Source organism: Streptomyces sp. PA03-3a (genome assembly GCF_033792735.1).
Taxonomy (GTDB): domain Bacteria; phylum Actinomycetota; class Actinomycetes; order Streptomycetales; family Streptomycetaceae; genus Actinacidiphila.
The window spans coordinates 74,067-93,737 of sequence record NZ_JARAVM010000005.1; the positions used below are offsets into that span (position 1 = coordinate 74,067).

Genomic DNA, 19,671 nt, shown 5'->3' on the forward strand with positions numbered 1-19,671 from the left:
GGTCTTGCATACTGAGAAGAATGCCGCAGCGGCTGCAGGGTCCCCGGGGGCTCGGCTATGGTCGACAGCATCATGCGTTTCGGGCTGCTTCTTCTTAGCTGCCGCGGCGAGGGCCTGTAGTCCAGGTCGACTCCCTCCCCGCGGGGTTTGGCGTTGCACCAGCGCCGGTCGGCCGCCTCCACAGCCGCAACCGAGGAGCACCCCCGCAGATGTCCACCCCGAACGCCGTCGGCCGCCCCACGCCCATCACCGCCGCGACCGTGCGCCAGCGCCCGACGGCGATGCCGGTCCACAAGTACACGCCGTACGAGTCCGTGGAGATCCCGGACCGCACCTGGCCCGACCGGCGGGTCACCAAGGCCCCGCGCTGGCTGTCGACCGACCTGAGGGACGGCAACCAGGCGCTGATCGACCCCATGTCGCCGGCCCGCAAGCGCGCGATGTTCGACCTGCTGGTGAAGATGGGCTACAAGGAGATCGAGGTCGGCTTCCCGGCCTCGGGCGAGACCGACTTCGCCTTCGTGCGCTCCATCATCGAGGAGGGCGCGATCCCCGATGACGTCACGATCTCCGTACTGACCCAGGCCCGCGAGGAGCTGATCGAGCGGACCGTGGAGTCGCTGCGCGGCGCGGCGCGCGCGACGGTGCACCTGTACAACGCGACCGCCCCGACCTTCCGCCGGGTGGTCTTCCGCGGCTCCAAGGAGCAGATCCGGCAGATCGCCGTGGACGGCACACGGCTGGTCATGGAGTACGCGGACAAGATCCTGGGCGACGAGACCGTCTTCGGCTACCAGTACAGCCCGGAGATCTTCACCGACACCGAGCTGGACTTCGCGCTGGAGGTCTGCGAGTCGGTCATGGACGTCTGGCAGCCCGAGGAGGGCCGCGAGATCATCCTGAACCTGCCGGCCACCGTGGAGCGCTCCACGCCCTCCACGCACGCGGACCGCTTCGAGTGGATGTCGCGCAACCTGTCGCGGCGCGAGTACGTGTGCCTGTCGGTCCACCCCCACAACGACCGCGGCACGGCCGTCGCCGCCGCGGAACTGGCGCTGATGGCGGGGGCGGACCGGATCGAGGGCTGCCTGTTCGGCCAGGGCGAGCGCACCGGCAACGTCGACCTGGTCACCCTGGGCATGAACCTGTTCAGCCAGGGCGTGGACCCGATGATCGACTTCTCGCAGATCGACGAGATCCGCCGCACCGCCGAGTACTGCAACCAGATGGAGGTCCACCCGCGCCACCCGTACGTGGGCGACCTGGTCTACACGTCCTTCTCCGGCTCCCACCAGGACGCCATCAAGAAGGGCTTCGACGCCATGGAGGCCGACGCGGCCGCCCGGGGGAAGACGGTCGACGAGATCGAGTGGGCGGTCCCGTACCTGCCGATCGACCCCAAGGACGTCGGCCGCTCCTACGAGGCCGTGATCCGCGTCAACTCGCAGTCCGGCAAGGGCGGTGTGGCGTACGTCCTGAAGAACGACCACAAGCTGGACCTGCCGCGCCGGATGCAGATCGAGTTCTCGAAGATCATCCAGGCGAAGACCGACGCCGAGGGCGGCGAGGTCACCCCCAAGGACATCTGGGCGATCTTCGCGGACGAGTACCTGCCCACCCCGGAGAACGCCTGGGGCCGCATCGCCCTGCGCTCGGCGCAGACCTCGACCAGCAGCGACGGCGCCGACACCCTGACCGTCGAGGCGGCCGTGGACGGGGCCGCGACGGTCCTGACCGGCACCGGCAACGGCCCGATCTCCGCGTTCTTCGACGCGCTGGCCTCGGTCGGGGTCGACGCCCGCCTGCTGGACTACACCGAGCACACCATGAGCGAGGGCGCCAGCGCCCAGGCCGCCTCCTACATCGAGTGCGCCATCGACGGCAAGGTCCTGTGGGGCATCGGGATCGACGCCAACACCACCCGCGCCTCGCTGAAGGCGGTCGTCTCCGCCGTCAACCGCGCGGCCCGGTAGTCACCGCGGACGGTGAACCGGCCACGGCGCCCGCCCGGGCGCCGTGGCCGATTCTTGTATTCGCCCCTCTCGTGGTACTGACTGCGCGTTGCTCATGTGGCTAACATCACGTCATGACGGCGCCGTTGCCGGAGCGTTACCCACGCGTACGGCGCGTAATGGGACGAACCGGTGTAATCGGGATGGCGGCCGGAGGGTGCGAAGTGCTCCAGATCAAGGGCTTGTGCATCTTGGGCGTGCGGACGGTCTGGCACACCGAAGGTGACGGGGAGTTCTTCTGCTCCGGCTGCGGCGGCGACCGAGGCTACCGGCGGCGCACCGGCACCCGCCGGCTGACCCTGCTGGGCCTGCCCCTGCTGCCGCGCGGCTCGGCCGGCACGGTCGTGGAGTGCGTGGTGTGCCGCGCGCACCACGGCCCGGAGGTCCTGGAGCAGCCCACCACCACCGTCTTCTCCGCCATGCTCCGCGACGCCGTCCACACCGTCGCCCTCGCCGTGCTCACCGCGGGCGGCGCGATGGGGCGCGGCGCCCGCGAGGCCGCCGTCGGCGCGGTCCGCTCGGCCGGGTTCACCGACTGCACCGAGGACCAACTGCTCGGCCTGCTCGCCGCGATCGTCGCCGACGAGGGCCGGTTCCCCGGCGCCTCCGACGCGCTGGACGCCGACGGGCTCGCCGACGCCCTCGACGGCTGCGGCAGTTGGCTGTCCATCGAGCTCCACGAGGCCCTGGAGCCCCTCTCCCGGCACCTGGCCCCCCAGGGCCGCGAGTACGTCCTGCTCCAGGGCGCCCTCATCGCCCTCGCCGACGGCCCCTACCTGCCCGCCGAGCGGGAGGTCCTCGGCGCCGTCGGCCGCTGCCTCGGCCTCGTCGGCGCGGACACCGAGCGCATCCTGGAGGCCGCGGCCCGCACGCCGTCCTGACGGCCGCCCCGCCGTCCGCGATCCCCTCCACCGCCGTTGCCACCGCCAGCGGGCGTACTCCCCGGGGAGTAACGGGACCCGTCCCGCACCCCGGGGAGTAACGCGCGGTTCGCCCTCGGGCCCGACGAAACGGCGCTCCGCGGCCGGGAGTCTGGAAGCGACCAGACCACCGGCCCGGAGGGAGGCCCGCGATGGGGGCCACCAGCACGAAGAGCACGGCGGGCGCGCCGGCGCAGGCGCCGCCGCGGCGCGCAAGGGACGGACGGCGCGCGGCGCGCCTGGTGCCCTGGGGGGTGCTCCTCCTGTGGCTCGCGGTGCTCGCGCTCGCCGGCCCGATGGCGGGCGGCCTCGCCGGCGACCAGCAGAACCGCGCCGTCGACTACCTCCCGGCAAGCGCCGGTTCGACACGCGCTGCCGTGCTGCAGGACGCGCTCCCGGGCGGTGAGGCGACCGAACTGCTGGTCGTCTACCACCGCGACGGCGGGCTGACCGCCGCCGACCGGGCCAGGGCCGCCGGGCAGATGGCCGACGTCGCGAAGGCGCACCGGCTCACCGGTGCCGGACAGCCGCGCGGCGTCCCGTCGCAGGACGGCAGCACGCTGATGTACCCGGTCGCGAGCACCGAGCCCGGCCAGGACGACGCGGCCGTGGAGGCCTTCGTCGAGGACGTGCGCGCCGTGGCGGCCGGCGGCGACGGGCTGACCGTCCAGGTCGGGGGCCCCGGGGCGGTCGGCACGGACATGAAGGAGGTGTACTCCTCGCTCGACGGGCCGCTGCTGTACACCACGGTGGCCGTCGTCGCCGTCCTGCTGGTCCTCATCTACCGCAGTCCGCTGCTCTGGCTGCTGCCGCTCCTGGTCGCCGGTGTCGCCGACGCCACGGCCATGGCCGCGGTCCACGGCCTCCACCGCGCCTTCGACATCACCGTCACCGGCCAGAGCCAGGGCGTGATGACCATCCTGGTCTTCGGCGCCGGGACGGACTACGCCCTGCTGCTCGTCTCCCGCTACCGCGAGGAACTCCGGCGGGTGCCGCGCCCGTACGACGCCATGCGCGCCGCGCTGCGCGGCTGCGGGCCCGCGGTGCTGGCCTCCTCCGCGACGGTGGCCGCGGGCCTGCTCTGCCTGCTCGCCGCCGACCTCAACAGCAGCCGCGGCATGGGGCCGATCGCCGCGGTCGGGGTGCTCTGCGCGCTGGCCGCCATGACGACCCTGCTGCCCGCGCTGCTGGTGCTGCTCGGCCGCCGGGTCTTCTGGCCGCTGGTCCCGGTGCACGGCGGGGAACCGCCCGTGCGGCGGGGACTGTTCACCTCGATGGGCGGCCTGGTCGCCCGCCGGCCGCTCGCGGTGCTCGCGGGCGGGGCGGTGCTGCTGGGAGCGCTGGCCGTCGGCGCGGTCGGCCTGCCCGGCAGCCTGAGGAACGACGACGCCTTCACCAGCGCCCCCGAGTCGGTCGCGGCCATGCGCACCCTCGCCCGCGCGGACAGCGACGGCGGCGCCCAGCCGATCACCGTCATGGCGCCCGCCGGCCGGGCCGCGGAGGTCGCGGCGGCCGCCCGGACGACCGAGGGCGTCACCGCCGTGGAACGCGGCCGCAGCGGCGGCGGCTGGACCGAACTGTCCGTCACCGCCCGGGCGGTGCCGGACTCGGCGGGCGAGGCCGCCACCGTCGAGGCGCTGCGCGCCGAACTGGACGGCCGCTACGGGACGTACGTCGGCGGGCCCGGCGCCCAGCAACTGGACCTCGCGGACACCAGCGCGCGGGACCGCCTGCTGGTGGTGCCGCTCGTCCTGCTGTCGGTGCTGCTGGTCCTCGTCGCGCTGCTGCGCAGCATCGTCGCGCCGCTGCTGCTCGTCGCGGCGGTGATCGCCGTGTGGGGAGCCTCGCTGGGCATCGGCGGCCTGGTGTTCGGCCCGCTCTTCGGCTTCGGCGGGACCGACCCGGGGCTGCCGTTGCTCTCCTTCGTCTTCCTGGTCGCGCTCGGCGTCGACTACGGCATCTTCCTGATGCACCGGATGCGGGAGGAGTCGCTCGCCGGTGCCGCGCCCGCCGCCGCGGCCCTCACCGCGCTCCGCACCACGGGTGGGGTCATCGCCTCCGCCGGGCTGGTGCTGGCGGCGACCTTCTCGGTGCTGCTCGCCATGCCCCTGGTGTCGCTGGTCGAGCTCGGCTTCGTCATCGCCGTCGGAGTGCTGCTGGACACCTTCCTGGTGCGGACCTGCCTCGTCACGTCGGCGAGTCTGCTGCTGGGACGCCGGGTGTGGTGGCCGGGCCGGCTCGGCAGGCCGGCACCGCACCCTGGGAACTCCCCGACCCCGTAGCGGAAGATGGAGCCGTGCCCAAGCAGCCACGCATCGTCCTCGCCTCCCACGGCGACGCCCTGCTCGCCGTCGCCGTGCTCGCGGCGCAGTGCGCGCTCGCCCTGTTCTTCCCCGACCGGAACGGGCACCGGCCGGACGCGGTGGGCTGGACGCTGCTCGTCGTCAGCGCGCTGCTGCTGACGGCGCGGCGGCGGGTGCCGATGGCCGTGATGATCGCGACGGTCCTGACGGTCGGGCCCTACCACGCCCTGGACAACCTCCACGTGGCCGTCGTGCCGGCGAGCATGGTGGCGGTGTACTCGCTGGCCGTGGCCGGACCGCCGCTGCGGACCTTCCCGACGGTGACGGCGGTCGTCGGGATCATGGCGTCGGTGATGGCCGCGACCCCGGACCGGCACGCCGTCGGCGACATGCTCCGCAGCGGCGGCTGGGTGCTGGCGATGGCCCTGGTCGGCGAGGCGGTGCGGATCCAGCGCAAGTACGTGGCAGCTGTCGTGGAGCGCGCCGAGCGGGCGATGCGCACCCGCGAGGAGGAGGCGGCCCGCCGGGTCGCCGAGGAGCGCCTGCGGATCGCCCGGGACCTGCACGACCTGCTGGCCCACAGCATCACCGTCATCGGCGTGCAGACCTCGGTCGCCGCCCATGTGCTGCTCGCCGACCCGGACCGGCTGGACCGTACGGCCGTCGCCGGGGCCCTGGACAACATCGCTGAGACCTGCCGCGACGCCCGCACGGAACTGCGGGCCACCCTGCAGGTGCTGCGCGGTGACGACGAACGCGGTCCGCTGCCGGGCCTGGCCGGGGTCACCGACCTCGCCCGGTCCGCGGAGGCCGCCGGGGCCCGGGTCGAACTGGCGGTGGCGCCCGGTGCCGACGGGGTCCCCCCGGCCATCGGCGCGGCGGCGTACCGGATCGTGCAGGAGGCACTGACCAACGCGGTACGCCACGCGGGCGGCGGCACCCGGGTCCGGGTGGGCGTGTCCCTGGACGCCGAGGTGGCGGCCCTGCGCATCGCCGTCACCGACGACGGCCCCCGCTGCGCGGAGGCGGAGGCGCCGGCCCCGCCGCAACAGGACGGCAGATGGCGTCCCTGGCGGGCCATGGCGCCGTCCGGACCGCCGCAGGAGGAGCCCGCCCCGGCCGGCTACGGCCTCGTCGGCATGCGCGAGCGGGCCCGCAGCGTCGGCGGCACCCTGACGGCCGGCCCCTCCGCGGAGGGCGGCTTCGCCGTCGCGGCCGTCCTCCCGCTCGGCGGGGGCGGCGCGCTCGCGGGAGGCCCCGCGTGATCCGGGTCCTGCTCGCCGACGACCAGAACCTGGTCCGCGAGGCCTTCGCGATGCTCGTCGAGTCCGCGCCCGACATGCGGGTCGTCGGGCACGCGGCCACCGGACGGGAGGCCGTGGCGGCGGCCCGCGCCGGCCGTGCCGACGTGGTGATCATGGACATCCGCATGCCGGACCTCGACGGCATCGAGGCCACGCGGCTCATCGCCGCCGACGAGGACCTGGCCGGTGTCCGGGTGCTGGTGCTCACCACGTACGACAGCGACGACCACGTCCTGCCCGCGCTGCGCGCCGGCGCCAGCGGCTTCCTGGTCAAGGACACCCGCCCCGCCGACCTGCTCGACGCCATCCGTACGGTCGCCGCGGGCGAGGCGCTGCTCTCGCCCGGGCCGACGGCACGGCTCATCGCCCGGGTGCTGCGCCTGCCCGAGGGGCCGCCGCAGGGCGGCCCGGTGCCGGAACGCCTGGCCGCGCTCTCCGAACGGGAGCGGCAGGTGCTCACCCTCGTCGCGCGGGGCCTGAACAACACCGAGATCGCCGAGGCGCTGGGCCTGAGCCCGCTCACCGCCAAGACGCACGTCAGCCGGATCATGGGCAAACTCGGCGCCCGCGACCGCGCCCAGCTGGTGATCGCGGCCTACGAGTCGGGGCTGGTCGCCCCCGGCGGAACGGCGGGGCTCAGCGGCTGACCGCCCAGAGGAGGATCGCGGCGGCGACGGCGAAGCAGGCGAGCACGGTCCACACCGTCGTGCCCAGTGTCCGTCCGTCCGCGGCCATCGCCGGCGCCCTCGTGGCGCCGTGGGCCTGCGACAGATGGGCCAGCGCCTTGTCCCTGGCGCCGCCCCAGGTGATCTGCTCGCGCCATGCGCAGTGCCGGCACTCCAGCATCCGCCGCTGCCGGTCCGCGTAGCCGTACAGCACCTCCAGTTCGGTGCCGTCGGGGCCGGCGGCCGTGATGTGGTGGGTGACGGAGTCCATCAGCGGGCCGCCAGCACCAGCGCCAGGGCGACGAGCGCCGGCACGGTCTGCACGAAGAGGATCCGGCGGCTCGCGGTCGCGGCCCCGTACAGCCCGGCGACCGCCACGCAGACCAGGAAGAACACCTTCGCCTGGAAGCCCACCGGGTCGGACGCCACCGCGCCCCACACCAGGCCGGCGGCCAGGAAACCGTTGTAGAGCCCCTGGTTGGCGGCGAGCGCCTTGCTCTCCTGGGCGAACTCCTCGGTGGTGCCGAAGGCCGCCCGGGCGCGGGGGGTGGTCCACAGGAACATCTCCAGGACCAGGATGTAGACGTGGAGGGCCGCTATGAGCAGTACGGCGACGGTCGCAGTGATCGACATGGGCCGTAGCGTACGACCCGGGCCGGACCGCTCGCTGCGTACGGGAGAATGGGCGCATGAGTCTGTTCCGCGACGACGGCATCGTGCTGCGCACCCAGAAGCTGGGCGAGGCGGACCGGATCATCACCCTGCTCACCCGCCGACACGGCCGGGTGCGGGCGGTGGCCCGCGGCGTGCGGCGGACGAAGTCCAAGTTCGGGGCCCGGCTGGAGCCCTTCTCCCACGTGGACGTGCAGTTCTTCGCGCGCGGGGGAGAACTGGTCGGCCGCGGTCTGCCGCTGTGCACCCAGGGCGAGACGATCGCCCCCTACGGCAGCCGCATCGTCACCGACTACGCCCGCTACACCGCGGGCACGGCGATGCTGGAGACCGCCGAGCGCTTCACCGACCACGAGGGCGAACCGGCCGTGCAGCAGTACCTGCTGCTGGTCGGCGGCCTGCGCACGCTCGCCGACGGTGAGCACGACCCGCGCCTGGTGCTCGACGCCTTCCTGCTGCGCTCACTGGCGGTCAACGGCTACGCCCCCAGCTTCGGGGACTGCGCGAAGTGCGGGATGCCCGGCCCCAATCGGTTCTTTTCGGTCGCCGCGGGAGGAGTCGTATGCGGCGAGTGCCGCCCGGCCGGAAGCGTCGTACCCTCACTGGAGTCACTGGAACTCCTCGGCGCGTTGCTCGGAGGGGACTGGGAGACCGCCGACGCGTGCGAACCGCGCCACTGCCGGGAGGGCAGCGGACTGGTCGCCGCGTATCTGCAGTGGCACCTGGAGCGCGGCTTGCGCAGTCTGCGCTTCATCGAGAAGTAGCGGTACCCGGCGGGCCCGGCAGCACCAAGTCGTGAGGCACAGGAAGTGGAGAGCAAGGTCATGGCAGTACGCGGGATTCTGAGCCGTCCCCGGCGCGAGTACCGGGCTCCCGACCCGCATCCGTCCGGCGCGCAGCCCCCCAAGATCCCGGGGGAACTGGTCCCCCAGCACGTGGCCATCGTGATGGACGGCAACGGCCGCTGGGCCAAGGAGCGCGGCCTGCCCCGCACCGAGGGGCACAAGATCGGCGAGTCGGTCGTGCTGGACGTCCTCAAGGGCTGCCTGGAGCTGGGGGTCAAGAACCTCTCCCTGTACGCCTTCTCGACCGAGAACTGGAAGCGCTCCCCCGACGAGGTCCGCTTCCTGATGAACTTCAACCGGGACGTCATCCACCGCCGCCGCGACGAGATGCACGAGATGGGCATCCGCATCCGCTGGGCCGGGCGCATGCCCCGGCTGTGGAAGTCGGTCGTCAAGGAGCTCCAGGTCGCGGAGGAGATGACCCGCGACAACGACGCGATGACGCTGTACATGTGCGTCAACTACGGCGGCCGCGCCGAGATCGCCGACGCGGCGGCGCGCCTGGGCGAGGACATAAAGGCGGGTCGCCTCGATCCCTCCAAGGTCGACGAGAAGACCCTCGCCAAGTACATGTACCACCCGGACATGCCGGACGTGGACCTGTTCGTCCGGCCCTCCGGGGAGCAGCGGACCTCCAACTTCCTGATCTGGCAGTCCGCCTACGCCGAGATGGTCTTCCAGGACGTCCTCTGGCCGGACTTCGACCGCCGCGACCTGTGGCGCGCGTGCCTGGAGTACGCCTCCCGCGACCGTCGCTTCGGCGGCGCGATCCCCAACGAGCAGCCGCCGGGCGCGCAGAGCGACGCGGACGGCGAGTAGTCACCCCGCGGTCGCCCACCGGGCGACCGCGGTCACGGGGGGAGGGGCATGGAAGGCGTCGACAGCGCTGCCGGTACGCAGGGCGCGCGCGACGGCGACGCGGTGTGGGGGGACACCGCCGCGCGCGGCTGCACCGCGGCGGTGGTCTTCGCGGCCGGCGCCTGCCTGGTGATGCTCGGCTTCCTCGCCACGATGGACATGGAGTCGGGTCCGGGCCTGCGCGACAACACCGCTCCCCTGGTCGTCTACCTGTGCGCGCTCGCGGCCCTGCTCGCCGCGGGCGGGGTCGCGGTGGCGGTCCGGCGTTCAAGGGCGGCGCGCGGCGCGGCCCTGTGCCTGGCCGCGCTCCTCGCGTGGCGCATGTGCACCGTCGCCCCCGCCCTGCACTGCTGGTCCCACAACAGCGTCGGCCGGGCCGACGACGGTTCGTACCTCTGCTACGACCGCTGACCGGCGCGGGCTCAGGCCTGCGCGGGGCCGCCGCCGCAGCCGGCGCAGTCGGCGCAGGTGCCGAAGATCTCCACGGTGTGGGCGACGTCGACGAAGCCGTGCTCCCCGGCGATGGTGTCGGCCCACTTCTCGACCGCCGGACCCTCGACCTCGACGGCCTTGCCGCAGACCCGGCAGACCAGGTGGTGGTGGTGACCGCTGCTGCAGCGCCGGTAGACGGACTCGCCGTCGCCGGTGCGGAGCACGTCGATCTCGCCGGCGTCGGCGAGGGACTGCAGCGTGCGGTAGACCGTGGTGAGGCCGACCGAGTCGCCCCGGTGCTTGAGGAGGTCGTGCAGCTCCTGGGCGCTGCGGAACTCGTCGGCCTCGGCGAGGGCCGCGGCGACGGCGGCACGCTGCCGTGTCGATCGGCCGCGGACGGGGGGCTTGGCGGTCGTCACCGGTGGCCTCCTACTCGGTCGGTTGGTCGGTCATTCTGCCAGGCCTGGAGCTCATACCCGGACGTCGTCCTCGGTGGGACGCGCCGCGGGTACCTCCAGGGTGCACCGTGTCCCGTCCCCTGCGGCACGGCGTGCACGCTTTTTCGCCAGCGGCGCCGCCAGCAGCGTCAGCGTGACGAAGACGCCGATGGCCAGCAGCACGATGGTCGCCCCGGAGGGCACGTCGGCGTAGTACGAGGTCACCGTTCCGGAGAAGGCGACCACCACGCCGATCACGACCGACAGTGCGAACGCCGTGGCGAAGCTCCGGGCGACCTGCTGCGAGGCGGCGACCGGGATCACCATCAGTGCACTGACCAGCAGCAGCCCGACGACCCGCATGGCGACCGTGACCGTGACCGCCGCGGTGACGGCGACCAGCAGGTTGAGCAGCCGCACCGGCAGTCCGGTCACCTGGGCGAACTCCTCGTCCTGGGAGACCGCGAACAGCTGCCGCCGCAGGCCCACGGTGACCAGCACCACCAAACCGGCCAGCAGGCAGATCGCGGTGATGTCCTGCGGGGAGACGGTGGTGATGGAGCCGAACAGATAGGTGAGCAGGTTGGCGTTGGAGCCGTTCGGCGCGAGCGAGGTGAACAGCACACCGGCCGCCATGCCGCCGTAGAAGAGCATCGCGAGCGCGATGTCGCCGCGCGTCCTGCCGTACCAGCGGATGAGTTCCATGACGACGGCGCCCGCGACCGCCACGGCCGTCGCCATCCACACCGGGTTGGCGCTGAGCAGGAAGCCGAGGCCGACACCGGTGAGGGCGACGTGGCCGATGCCGTCGCCCATGAGGGACTGGCGGCGCTGGACGAGGTAGATGCCGATCGCGGGGGCGGTGATGCCGACGAGGACGGCGGCGACCAGCGCCCGCTGCATGAAGGCGTAGGAGAACAGCTCCATCAGAACAGCCCCGTCCGGATCGGTTCGGCCGCGTGACCGGCGTGCGGGTGGACATGGTCGTGGCCGGGCAGCGCGTGCTGTCCCTGGGCCTTGGGCGGGGGCCCGTCGTGGACGACGCAGCCGTCGCGCAGCACCACCGCGCGGTCGATCAGCGGCTCGAGCGGCCCGAGTTCGTGCAGCACCAGCAGGACGGTGGTGCCCAGCGAGACCTGTTCGCGCAGCGTCCCGGCGAGCACTTCCTGGCTGGCGAGGTCGACGCCCGCCATCGGCTCGTCCATGATCAGCAGTTCGGGTTCGACGGACAGCGCGCGGGCGATCAGCACCCGCTGGTGCTGGCCGCCGGAGAGCGCCTCGACCGGGTCGGCGGCCCGGTCGGCCATCCCGACCAGCTCCAGGGCGTGCTCCACGGCCCGGCGGTCCGCCTTGCGGGGCAGGCCCAGCTTCGTACGGGCCAGCCGCCCGGCGGAGACGACCTCGCGGACGGTGGCGGGGACGCCGGAGGCCGCCGTGGTGCGCTGCGGCACGTAGCCGATCCGGGCCCAGTCGCGGAAGCGGTTCAGTGGGGTGCCGAACAGCTCCAGCCCGCCCGAGGTGAGCGGCACCTGGCCGACCACGGCGCGGATCGCGGTGGACTTGCCCGAGCCGTTGGCGCCGAGCAGCGCGACGACCTCGCCGCGCCGCACGGCCAGGTCGACGCCGCGCAGTACCGGCCGTGAGCCGAGCGTGGCGGTCGCACCCCGCATCGATATGACCGTGTCCATTCCAGCCTCCGTACCGGGCTCCGTCATCATCGCCTCACTTCGCGCCGAGCGCCGCGCGCAGGGCCTGAAGGTTGCTGTGCTGGACCTCGAAGTAGTCGCGGCCCGCGGACTTGTCGGTGATGCCCTCGATCGGGTCCAGCACCGCGGTCTTCAGGCCGAGATCGCCGGCGAGGGTCCTGGCGGTCCTGTCGCTGGCCAGCGTCTCGAAGAATACGGTGCTGACGCCCTTGTCCTCGGCGAGGGTGTGCAGCGTCCTCATCCGGGCGGCGCTGGGCTCGGACTCCGGGTCGATGCCGCTGATCGCCTGCTCGACCAGCCCGTAGCGCTCGGCGAGGTAGCCGAAGGCGGCGTGGGTGGTGATGAAGGTGTCCGAGGAACGGTTCTTCAGCCCGTCCTGGAAGTCGGTGTTCAGCGCGCCCAGCTTCTTCACCAGCGCCGCGGTGTTCTTCTCGTAGGCCGCCTCGTGGCCCGGGTCTGCCTTGGCGAGGGCCTTGCCCACGCCCTCGGCGACCTCGGAGTAGCGGACCGGGTCGAGCCAGATGTGCGGGTCGGCGCCGGCGTCCTCGCCGTCCTCGTGCCCGGTGTGGTCGTCGTCGGGGCCGTGGTCGTGGCCGTCGACCTCGGTGCCGTGGTCCTCCAGCGGGGTCAGCGCGGCGGCGTCGACGGTGTTCTCCACGCCGGACTGGGCTATCGCGTCGTCGACGGCGGGCTGCAGGCCCTTGAGGTAGACGATGACGTCGGACTCGCCCAGCTCGCCGGTCTGCCGGGGGGTGAGCTCCAGGTCGTGCGGTTCGGTCCCGGGCTTGGTCAGTTCCGTCACGTCGACGTGCCCGCCGCCGATCTGCTCGGCCAGGAACTGCATCGGGTAGAAGGAAGCGGTGACCTTCAGCCTGCCGTCCTCGCCGCCCGCGCCCGCGGTGGAGCAGGCGGAGAGGGCGGCCAGCCCGGCGAGGGCGGCGAGGGGGACCAGAGCGCGACCTATGTTCATGACACCCATTTTCAACAAAATTGGAAACGATTGTCAATTGGCCCTCTGGTCGGACCAAGGAGCTCCCGGAGTGCGGAACCGATTTGATACAGCCCCCGCACCCGCCGGTAATCTGAGGTATTCGCCGGACCGCACGCGACCCGGCGGACTCCACCGACCGCTTCGTCGTCTGAAGAGAGCACCGTGGCCGCCGACAAGATCGACACCATCGTCAGCCTGAGCAAGCGCCGTGGCTTTGTTTTCCCCTGCAGCGAGATCTACGGCGGTCAGCGCGCCGCCTGGGACTACGGACCGCTGGGCGTCGAACTGAAGGAGAACATCAAGCGCCAGTGGTGGCGTGCGATGGTCACCTCCCGGGAGGACGTGGTCGGCCTCGACTCCTCGGTGATCCTGGCCCGCGAGGTCTGGGAGGCCTCGGGCCACGTCGCCACGTTCACCGACCCGCTCACCGAGTGCACCTCCTGTCACAAGCGTTACCGCGCGGACCACCTGGAGGAGGCGTACGAGGCCAAGCACGGCCACCTGCCGGCCAACGGCCTCTCCGACCTCAACTGCCCGAACTGCGGCAACAAGGGCACCTTCACCGAGCCCAAGCAGTTCTCCGGCCTCCTGTCCACGCACCTGGGCCCGACCCAGGACTCCGGCGCGGTCGCGTACCTGCGCCCGGAGACCGCGCAGGGCATCTTCACCAACTTCGGCCTGGTGCAGCAGACCTCGCGCCGCAAGCCGCCATTCGGCATCGCCCAGACCGGCAAGTCCTTCCGCAACGAGATCACCCCCGGCAACTTCATCTTCCGGACCCGCGAGTTCGAGCAGATGGAGATGGAGTTCTTCGTCAAGCCGGGCGAGGACGAGACCTGGCACGAGTACTGGATGCAGCAGCGCTGGGACTGGTACCGGGGCCTCGGCATGCGCGAGGAGAACATGCGCTGGTACGAGCACGCCAAGGAGAAGCTGTCCCACTACTCGAAGCGCACCGTCGACATCGAGTACCGCTTCAACTTCGGCGGCACGGAGTACTCGGAGCTGGAGGGCATCGCCAACCGCACCGACTACGACCTCAAGGCCCACAGCCAGGCCAGCGGCCAGGACCTGTCGTACTTCGACCAGGAGGCCGGTGAGCGCTACTTCCCGTTCGTCATCGAGCCCGCGGCGGGTCTCAACCGCGCCATGCTCGCCTTCATGCTCGACGCGTACAACGAGGACGAGGCCCCGAACGCCAAGGGCGTGATGGAGAAGCGCACCGTCATGCGCCTCGACCCGCGCCTGGCGCCGGTCAAGGTCGCCGTCCTGCCCCTGTCGCGCAACCCTGAGCTCTCGCCGAAGGCCAAGGGCCTCGCGGCCGACCTGCGGCGCCACTGGAACATCGAGTTCGACGACGCGGGTGCCATCGGCCGCCGCTACCGCCGCCAGGACGAGATCGGCACCCCGTTCTGCGTGACCGTCGACTTCGACACCCTCGAGGACAACGCGGTCACCGTGCGCGAGCGCGACACCATGAAGCAGGAGCGCGTCTCGCTGGACCAGGTCGAGGCCTACCTCGGCGGCCGGCTGCTCGGCTGCTAGGCCGTCTCGGCCTTGGTCCGGACCCGGACGTACGCGAAAGGCGCCCGGCCGCTCCCGAGAGGGAGTGGACGGGCGCCTTTCGCGCACGCCGGCCCTGGGGCCCGGGCGGCCGGGGCTCAGGCCCGCAGGCCGCGCAGGATCAGGTCGTTGACCGCGGAGTACGCGGCGTCGACGCCCGGGCTGAACCACTCGGCGGCGTACGCCGGGTCGTGGAAGCGGACGGTGGCGTCCCACACCGCCTGCGCGGCGGCCCCGGGGTCGCCGGCGGCGAACTCCCCGCCGGCCACGCCGTCCCGGATGATCCGGGTGAGGAGCCCGACCATGACCGCGACGTGGCCGGCGACCACGGAGCTGTGCTCCTCGGTCAGCGCCATGTAGGTGGCGAACAGCTCGGGGTCGCCGCCCGCCTTGCGCCGCTTGGCCGCGAACAGGGCCTCCAGCCAGGTGCGCAGCCGCGCCTGGGCCGGCCGCCCGCCGTCCTCCGCTATCGCCGACAGCTCCGCGTGGGCCTGGTCGAGCCACCGCTGGGTGACCGCCTCGCGCAGCGCGGCCTTGGTGCGGAAGTGCCGGTAGACGCTGCCGTGGCTGACGCCGAGGGCACGGGCCACGTCGACCACGGTGGCCTTGGCCGGGCCGTAACGGCGCAGCACCTCTTCCGTGGTCTCGAGGATGCGTTCGGCGGTCAGCGTCTCGGGTGGCATGGTCGCCATTCTCCCAGGGCCGGGCGGGTGCCCGTCAGTGCCCGTGCTCACTGTCCAGGTGGGCCATCTGCGACTGCGGGTAGCGCTCGCCTGCGGCCGCGCCGGGCGGGACGGCGGCCTCGATCGCCGCCAGGTCGTCCGCGTCCAGGGTCACGTCCAGCGCGCCCAGCGCCTCGGCCAGCCGCTCGCGGGTGCGGGCGCCCACCAGCGGGACGATGTCCTCGCCCCGGGACAGCACCCAGGCGATGGCGGTCTGGGCGACCGTGACGCCCTTCTGCTCCGCGATCTTGCGCAGCGCCTCGACCAGCCCGAGGTTGTGCTCCAGGTTCTCGCCCTGGAAGCGGGGGCTCATGGCGCGGAAGTCGTTGCCCGCCAGCTGCCGGTCGCGGGTGAAGTGGCCGCTGATCAGACCGCGGGACAGCACACCGTACGCCGTGACGCCGACGCCCAGTTCGCGGGCGGTGGGCAGGATCTCGTCCTCGATGCCGCGGGAGATCAGCGAGTACTCGATCTGCAGGTCGCTGATCGGGGCCACGGCGGCGGCCCGGCGCAGGGTGGCGGCGCCGACCTCGGACAGGCCGATGTGCCGTACGAAGCCGGCCTCGACGAGCTCGGCGATGGCGCCGACGGTCTCCTCGATCGGGACGTCCGGGTCGACCCGGGCGATGCGGTAGACGTCGATGTGGTCGGTGCCCAGGCGCTGCAGGGAGTACGCGGCGAAGTTCTTCACGGCGGCCGGGCGGCCGTCGAGGCCCAGCCAGTCGCCGCCGGGCCCGCGAAGGGCGCCGAACTTGACGCTGACCAGCGCCTTTTCGCGGTCGGCCGGGGAGGCCGTGCGCAGGGCCTCGCCGACGAGCAGCTCGTTGTGGCCCATGCCGTAGAAGTCGCCGGTGTCGATCAGCGTGACGCCGGCGTCGAGGGCGGCGTGGACCGTGGCGATCGACTCGCCGCGATCTGCGTCGCCGTAGAGGGCGGACATGCCCATGGCGCCGAGGCCGAGGGCGGAGACGGTGGGGCCGGAGGAACCGAGGGTGCGGTTCTGCAAGGGGGACTCCTTGGTCGGATCAGGAGGTCGGGCGGGGATGCTGACAACAGTGACACATGCACTGACAGATTTCAATATCTGTCAGTGCATGTGTCACTCCCGGCTCCGTCCCCAGGGGCCGGACCAGGGTCCCGGACCCGGCCCGGCGGGTCCTCAGGCCACCTGGCGCGGCAGCCGCAGACTGGCCAGCACCGTCACGACCACCGCCGCCAACTGCACGATCAGCACCGTGACCAGCGCCTCGCGGGTCCCGTGCGAGGGGACCAGGGCGAGGAAGAGGGTGCCGAGGGTGGCCACGCCCAGGGCCAGCGCCGACTGCTGGGTGGTCACCATGACCCCGCTGCCCACCCCGGCCCGCTCGCCCGGTACGTCCGCGAGCACCAGCCGGAACAGCACCGGCAGTTGCAGCCCCTGGCCGAGTCCGGCCAGGGCCACACCCGGCAGCAGCGCCCACGCCGTCATCCCGGTCTCCCAGCTGCGGGCCACGGTCAGCGCCAGCACCGCGATGCCGGCGCCCTGCAGGACACCGCCCGCGGTGACCACACGCCCGCCGTACCGGCCCACCAGGTGCGGCCCGGCCAGCGAGGCCAGGAAGAACGCCACGGCCATCGGCACGAGCGAGGTGCCCGCCTCCACGGGCCCGTACCGCAGGCCCTGCTGCAGGGCGACCGCGATCACGAACATGAAGCCGCCGAAGCCGATGGAGAACGGCACCAGCAGGGGCAGCGCCCGCCGCATCCCGGTGAGGGCGAACAGGCTCGGCGGCACGAGCGGGATCCGCCCGGCCCGGTCGGCCCGCCGCTCGACCACGAAGAAGGCCACGGCCGCGAACGGGAAGACGGCCAGCGACACCCACGTCCACACCGGCCAGCCGGCCGCACGGCCCTCCGTGAGCGGCGCCAGCAGGGTCACCAGCGACACCGCCAGCAGCAGGGTGCCCGGCCGGTCGACCGGCGCGGGCCGGTCGGAACGGGTCTCCGGCACCGAGCGCACCCCGAGCAGCAGACCGGCCGCCGCGACCGGCACGTTGACCAGGAACACCGCGCGCCAGCCGGTGCCCGCGATGTCCGCGGCGACCAGGACGCCGCCCAGGATCTGGCCCGCGACCATGGACAGGCCCGCGGTCGCGCCGTACAGGCTCAGCGCCTTGGCCCTGCGGTGCCCGGCGGTCGTGGAGTGGATGGTGGCCAGCACCTGGGGCAGCATCAGCGCGGCCGCGGCACCCTGTGCGACGCGGGCGCCCACCAGCACCCACGCGTCGGGCGCCAGACCGCAGGCGAGCGAGGTGAGGCCGAAGGCCGCCATGCCGGCGAGGAAGAGCCGGCGGCGGCCGAAGGAGTCGCCGAGCCGGCCGCCGAGCACCAGCAGCACGGCGTACGCCACGCCGTAGCCGGCCACGACCAGCTCCAGCAGGGCCGCCCCGGCGTGCAGGTCCGTCTCGATGGCGGGCAGGGCGACGTTGACGATGAAGAAGTCGATCAGCGGCAGTGCCGCGCCCAGCAGCACGGTGAACAGGCCCAGCGGGCTCAGCAGCGGTGCCGCGGTGCCGGGCGGCGCCTCGGCGGCCGGTGGCGAGGTTCTCGCGGCCGGCGCCGGTCCGGTGGCGCCCACCCGGATGACGCGGGGCCGCACCTGGGTCCGGGAACGGAGGGCAGCGGAGGCGGAGGATTCGTTGTGATCGGTCACGTATGCCACGATGACCTTGTTCCGAGGGGGGTACCAGAGAGCGTTTATCCAGGTATCGCGACCACCTGGCAATGGTCTGGGGCGTCAGGCACCCTGGAGGTATGACGTCTCCCAGCGCCGCCGCGCGGAGCGAACTCGCTTCCTTCCTCCGCAGCCGCCGTGAACGGATCTCCCCCGAGCAGGTCGGACTCCCGCCCGGGCGCCGACGCCGCACCCCCGGGCTGCGTCGTGAGGAGGTGGCGCAGCTGGCCGCGGTCGGCGTGACCTGGTACACGTGGCTCGAGCAGGCCAGGGAGATCCAGATCTCCGCGCAGGTGGCCGACTCGATCGCCCGGGCCCTGATGCTGGACCCGAACGAGCGCACCCACCTCTTCCTGCTCGCCGGGGTTCCGGACCCCAACCCGCGCGCCCAGTGCCCGGGGATGTCCGACCAGATCCGGGAGATGCTGGCCAAGCTGGAGCCGCTGCCGGCCGCGGTGCTCAACAGTCGTACCGACGTCATCGCCCACAACCGCACCTACGCGCGGCTGGTCGACGACCTCGACAGGCTGCCGTTCGAGGACCGCAACATCATGTGGCTGACCTTCACCGACCCCGCCTGGCGCGAGGGCCTGCCCGACTGGCACGAGACCAGCCGGCAGCTGGTCGCCAAGTACCGTGCGGCGATGGCCGAGCACCTCGCGGAGCCCGCGTGGAAGTCCCTGGTCAAGCGGCTGGAGCAGGCCTCCCCGGAGTTCTGCGAGCTGTGGGAGCGGCATGAGGTGCAGGAACCGGAGAATCGCACCAAGCGCTTCCTCAACCCCCGGGTCGGTCTGCTGACCTTCCACTTCACGCACCTGTGGCTCGGCCCCAGCCAGGGCCCGCGGCTGGTGACCTACTCCCCGGCGGATGCCGCCACCCGTGAACGGCTGGACCGGCTGTACGAGATCGCCGCGTCCGCGCCGAGCGTCATGCCGGTGCCGGTGTGAGCAGCCGCTGCCGCGTCTCCATGAGGGCGAAGCCCAGCAGGTTCAGGCCGCGCCACCGTGCGGGGTCGGCGGCCCCGTCGTCGTCGGCCGCGAGGCCGATGCCCCATATGCGGTCCAACGGGCTGGCCTCCACCAGAACGCGCGAGCCGGTGCCCAGCAGGTAGTCGCGCAGGGCCGGGTCCTGACCGAACTTGGCGACGTTGCCCTCGACGACCAGTTCCTCCCGGTGCCGCTCCCAGGTCGCGTTGTCGAAGCCGCGCACCTGGCGGCCCAGATTCTTCGCGGCGTGCGGGTGCGGGGCCGCGAGGATGGCGGCGAGGGCCCGGTCGTCGCCGAAGAGCCGGGCCTTGCCGGCCATCATCCAGTGCTCCGCCGTGGCGTAGCCGATGCCGTCGACGGTGAACTCCGACGGCCACCACTGGCTCAGGCAGCCCGCGCCCACGCTGCCGTCGCTCTGCGGCCGGTGCCCCCAGAAGAACAGGTACTTCGGCCGGACGCCGCGCGCGGTCAGCTCCGTCAGTGCGGCCCGGGAACGGGCGTCGCGGGGCTCGGTGATCTGCGTCGTCATGCTCGTGACGGTA

Annotated in this window: 20 protein-coding genes; 10 read left to right on the forward strand and 10 right to left on the reverse strand. The window is 72.7% G+C overall.

From position 1 onward, the window contains the following. The first annotated feature begins 209 nt into the window (after positions 1-209). From leuA to PV342_RS07490, 5 genes are all read left to right on the forward strand, one after another. Positions 210-1,973, forward strand: coding sequence for a 2-isopropylmalate synthase (gene leuA, locus PV342_RS07470; protein WP_400801577.1), 1,764 nt, complete (start codon positions 210-212; stop codon positions 1,971-1,973). A 182-nt stretch (positions 1,974-2,155) separates the two neighbouring features. Further along, positions 2,156-2,893: a TerB family tellurite resistance protein gene (locus PV342_RS07475; protein ID WP_400801579.1), complete on the forward strand. Its 738-nt coding sequence runs from the start codon at positions 2,156-2,158 to the stop codon at positions 2,891-2,893. Positions 2,894-3,084: 191 nt separating this feature from the next. After that, on the forward strand, positions 3,085-5,214 hold the full coding sequence (locus PV342_RS07480) for an MMPL family transporter (protein WP_500316241.1): 2,130 nt from the start codon (positions 3,085-3,087) through the stop codon (positions 5,212-5,214). Then, positions 5,154-6,500 (forward strand): sensor histidine kinase, encoded by a 1,347-nt coding sequence (locus PV342_RS07485; RefSeq protein ID WP_500316243.1) that lies wholly within the window; start codon positions 5,154-5,156, stop codon positions 6,498-6,500. The genes PV342_RS07480 and PV342_RS07485 overlap by 61 nt, the downstream gene beginning before the upstream one ends. Continuing rightward, positions 6,497-7,186 (forward strand): response regulator, encoded by a 690-nt coding sequence (locus PV342_RS07490; RefSeq protein WP_500316245.1) that lies wholly within the window; start codon positions 6,497-6,499, stop codon positions 7,184-7,186. Before PV342_RS07485 ends, PV342_RS07490 begins: the two co-directional genes overlap by 4 nt. Here the strand turns inward: PV342_RS07490 and PV342_RS07495 are convergent. Together PV342_RS07495 and PV342_RS07500 are read right to left on the reverse strand one after the other, a co-directional pair. Beyond that, on the reverse strand, positions 7,176-7,475 hold the full coding sequence (locus PV342_RS07495) for a hypothetical protein (RefSeq protein WP_361011152.1): 300 nt from the start codon (positions 7,473-7,475) through the stop codon (positions 7,176-7,178). The genes PV342_RS07490 and PV342_RS07495 overlap by 11 nt on opposite strands. After that, positions 7,475-7,837 (reverse strand): DUF1304 domain-containing protein, encoded by a 363-nt coding sequence (locus PV342_RS07500; RefSeq protein ID WP_386993729.1) that lies wholly within the window; start codon positions 7,835-7,837, stop codon positions 7,475-7,477. Before PV342_RS07500 ends, PV342_RS07495 begins: the two co-directional genes overlap by 1 nt. A gap of 56 nt (positions 7,838-7,893) precedes the next feature. Between PV342_RS07500 and recO the strand changes: the two genes are divergently transcribed. The 3 genes from recO to PV342_RS07515 are packed head-to-tail and all read left to right on the forward strand — an operon-like array spanning position 7,894 to position 9,990. Next, complete coding sequence (gene recO, locus PV342_RS07505) at positions 7,894-8,640, forward strand: DNA repair protein RecO (RefSeq protein ID WP_018556655.1); 747 nt, start codon at positions 7,894-7,896, stop codon at positions 8,638-8,640. Positions 8,641-8,700: 60 nt separating this feature from the next. Next, on the forward strand, positions 8,701-9,540 hold the full coding sequence (locus PV342_RS07510) for an isoprenyl transferase (RefSeq protein ID WP_500316248.1): 840 nt from the start codon (positions 8,701-8,703) through the stop codon (positions 9,538-9,540). A gap of 48 nt (positions 9,541-9,588) precedes the next feature. Further along, a complete protein-coding gene (locus PV342_RS07515) occupies positions 9,589-9,990 on the forward strand; it encodes a hypothetical protein (RefSeq protein WP_400801590.1) in 402 nt (133 codons plus the stop codon). An 11-nt stretch (positions 9,991-10,001) separates the two neighbouring features. On the opposite strand, the gene PV342_RS07520 is transcribed toward PV342_RS07515, so the two are convergent. The 4 genes from PV342_RS07520 to PV342_RS07535 are packed head-to-tail and all read right to left on the reverse strand — an operon-like array spanning position 10,002 to position 13,124. Beyond that, positions 10,002-10,430 carry a Fur family transcriptional regulator gene (locus PV342_RS07520; protein WP_400801592.1) on the reverse strand — a complete coding sequence of 143 codons (429 nt, stop codon included), beginning with the start codon at positions 10,428-10,430 and terminating at the stop codon, positions 10,002-10,004. A 51-nt stretch (positions 10,431-10,481) separates the two neighbouring features. Beyond that, positions 10,482-11,375 (reverse strand): metal ABC transporter permease, encoded by an 894-nt coding sequence (locus tag PV342_RS07525; RefSeq protein ID WP_500316251.1) that lies wholly within the window; start codon positions 11,373-11,375, stop codon positions 10,482-10,484. After that, positions 11,375-12,136 carry a metal ABC transporter ATP-binding protein gene (locus tag PV342_RS07530; RefSeq protein ID WP_018556660.1) on the reverse strand — a complete coding sequence of 254 codons (762 nt, stop codon included), beginning with the start codon at positions 12,134-12,136 and terminating at the stop codon, positions 11,375-11,377. The genes PV342_RS07525 and PV342_RS07530 overlap by 1 nt, the downstream gene beginning before the upstream one ends. Before the next feature lie 34 nt (positions 12,137-12,170). Continuing rightward, on the reverse strand, positions 12,171-13,124 hold the full coding sequence (locus PV342_RS07535; RefSeq protein WP_500316253.1) for a metal ABC transporter solute-binding protein, Zn/Mn family: 954 nt from the start codon (positions 13,122-13,124) through the stop codon (positions 12,171-12,173). A gap of 183 nt (positions 13,125-13,307) precedes the next feature. Between PV342_RS07535 and PV342_RS07540 the strand changes: the two genes are divergently transcribed. Continuing rightward, positions 13,308-14,690 (forward strand): glycine--tRNA ligase, encoded by a 1,383-nt coding sequence (locus tag PV342_RS07540; RefSeq protein ID WP_361011170.1) that lies wholly within the window; start codon positions 13,308-13,310, stop codon positions 14,688-14,690. Positions 14,691-14,806: 116 nt separating this feature from the next. Here the strand turns inward: PV342_RS07540 and PV342_RS07545 are convergent, their stop codons facing one another. The 3 genes from PV342_RS07545 to PV342_RS07555 form a co-directional block, all read right to left on the reverse strand. Continuing rightward, positions 14,807-15,391: a TetR/AcrR family transcriptional regulator gene (locus PV342_RS07545; protein ID WP_391578021.1), complete on the reverse strand. Its 585-nt coding sequence runs from the start codon at positions 15,389-15,391 to the stop codon at positions 14,807-14,809. A 34-nt stretch (positions 15,392-15,425) separates the two neighbouring features. Then, on the reverse strand, positions 15,426-16,436 hold the full coding sequence (locus tag PV342_RS07550) for an aldo/keto reductase (protein ID WP_400801602.1): 1,011 nt from the start codon (positions 16,434-16,436) through the stop codon (positions 15,426-15,428). Between the two features lie 153 nt (positions 16,437-16,589). Then, the gene (locus PV342_RS07555) at positions 16,590-18,122 is read right to left on the reverse strand and encodes an MFS transporter (protein WP_400801604.1); all 1,533 of its coding nucleotides are present in this window, start codon (positions 18,120-18,122) and stop codon (positions 16,590-16,592) included. 101 nt (positions 18,123-18,223) lie between these two features. On the opposite strand from PV342_RS07555, the gene PV342_RS07560 reads away from it, so the two are divergent. Further along, on the forward strand, positions 18,224-19,090 hold the full coding sequence (locus tag PV342_RS07560) for a helix-turn-helix transcriptional regulator (protein ID WP_386993718.1): 867 nt from the start codon (positions 18,224-18,226) through the stop codon (positions 19,088-19,090). Here PV342_RS07560 and ybiA read toward each other — a convergent pair. Then, the gene (gene ybiA, locus PV342_RS07565) at positions 19,071-19,658 is read right to left on the reverse strand and encodes a riboflavin biosynthesis intermediates N-glycosidase (protein WP_400801607.1); all 588 of its coding nucleotides are present in this window, start codon (positions 19,656-19,658) and stop codon (positions 19,071-19,073) included. The two genes, PV342_RS07560 and ybiA, sit on opposite strands and share 20 nt — an antisense overlap. Positions 19,659-19,671: the final 13 nt, after the last annotated feature.

Excerpts from the sequence above, each read along its gene's own strand:
- PV342_RS07475 (WP_400801579.1), top strand. The coding sequence starts at position 2,156 with ATGGCGGCCGGAGGGTGCGAAGTGCTCCAGATCAAGGGCTTGTGCATC.
- PV342_RS07535 (WP_500316253.1), bottom strand. The coding sequence starts at position 13,124 with ATGAACATAGGTCGCGCTCTGGTCCCCCTCGCCGCCCTCGCCGGGCTG.
- recO (WP_018556655.1), top strand. The coding sequence starts at position 7,894 with ATGAGTCTGTTCCGCGACGACGGCATCGTGCTGCGCACCCAGAAGCTG.
- PV342_RS07515 (WP_400801590.1), top strand. The coding sequence starts at position 9,589 with ATGGAAGGCGTCGACAGCGCTGCCGGTACGCAGGGCGCGCGCGACGGC.
- PV342_RS07500 (WP_386993729.1), bottom strand. The coding sequence starts at position 7,837 with ATGTCGATCACTGCGACCGTCGCCGTACTGCTCATAGCGGCCCTCCAC.
- leuA (WP_400801577.1), top strand. The coding sequence starts at position 210 with ATGTCCACCCCGAACGCCGTCGGCCGCCCCACGCCCATCACCGCCGCG.
- PV342_RS07560 (WP_386993718.1), top strand. The coding sequence starts at position 18,224 with ATGACGTCTCCCAGCGCCGCCGCGCGGAGCGAACTCGCTTCCTTCCTC.
- PV342_RS07510 (WP_500316248.1), top strand. The coding sequence starts at position 8,701 with ATGGCAGTACGCGGGATTCTGAGCCGTCCCCGGCGCGAGTACCGGGCT.
- PV342_RS07525 (WP_500316251.1), bottom strand. The coding sequence starts at position 11,375 with ATGGAGCTGTTCTCCTACGCCTTCATGCAGCGGGCGCTGGTCGCCGCC.
- PV342_RS07495 (WP_361011152.1), bottom strand. The coding sequence starts at position 7,475 with ATGGACTCCGTCACCCACCACATCACGGCCGCCGGCCCCGACGGCACC.
- PV342_RS07530 (WP_018556660.1), bottom strand. The coding sequence starts at position 12,136 with ATGGACACGGTCATATCGATGCGGGGTGCGACCGCCACGCTCGGCTCA.
- ybiA (WP_400801607.1), bottom strand. The coding sequence starts at position 19,658 with ATGACGACGCAGATCACCGAGCCCCGCGACGCCCGTTCCCGGGCCGCA.
- PV342_RS07545 (WP_391578021.1), bottom strand. The coding sequence starts at position 15,391 with ATGCCACCCGAGACGCTGACCGCCGAACGCATCCTCGAGACCACGGAA.
- PV342_RS07480 (WP_500316241.1), top strand. The coding sequence starts at position 3,085 with ATGGGGGCCACCAGCACGAAGAGCACGGCGGGCGCGCCGGCGCAGGCG.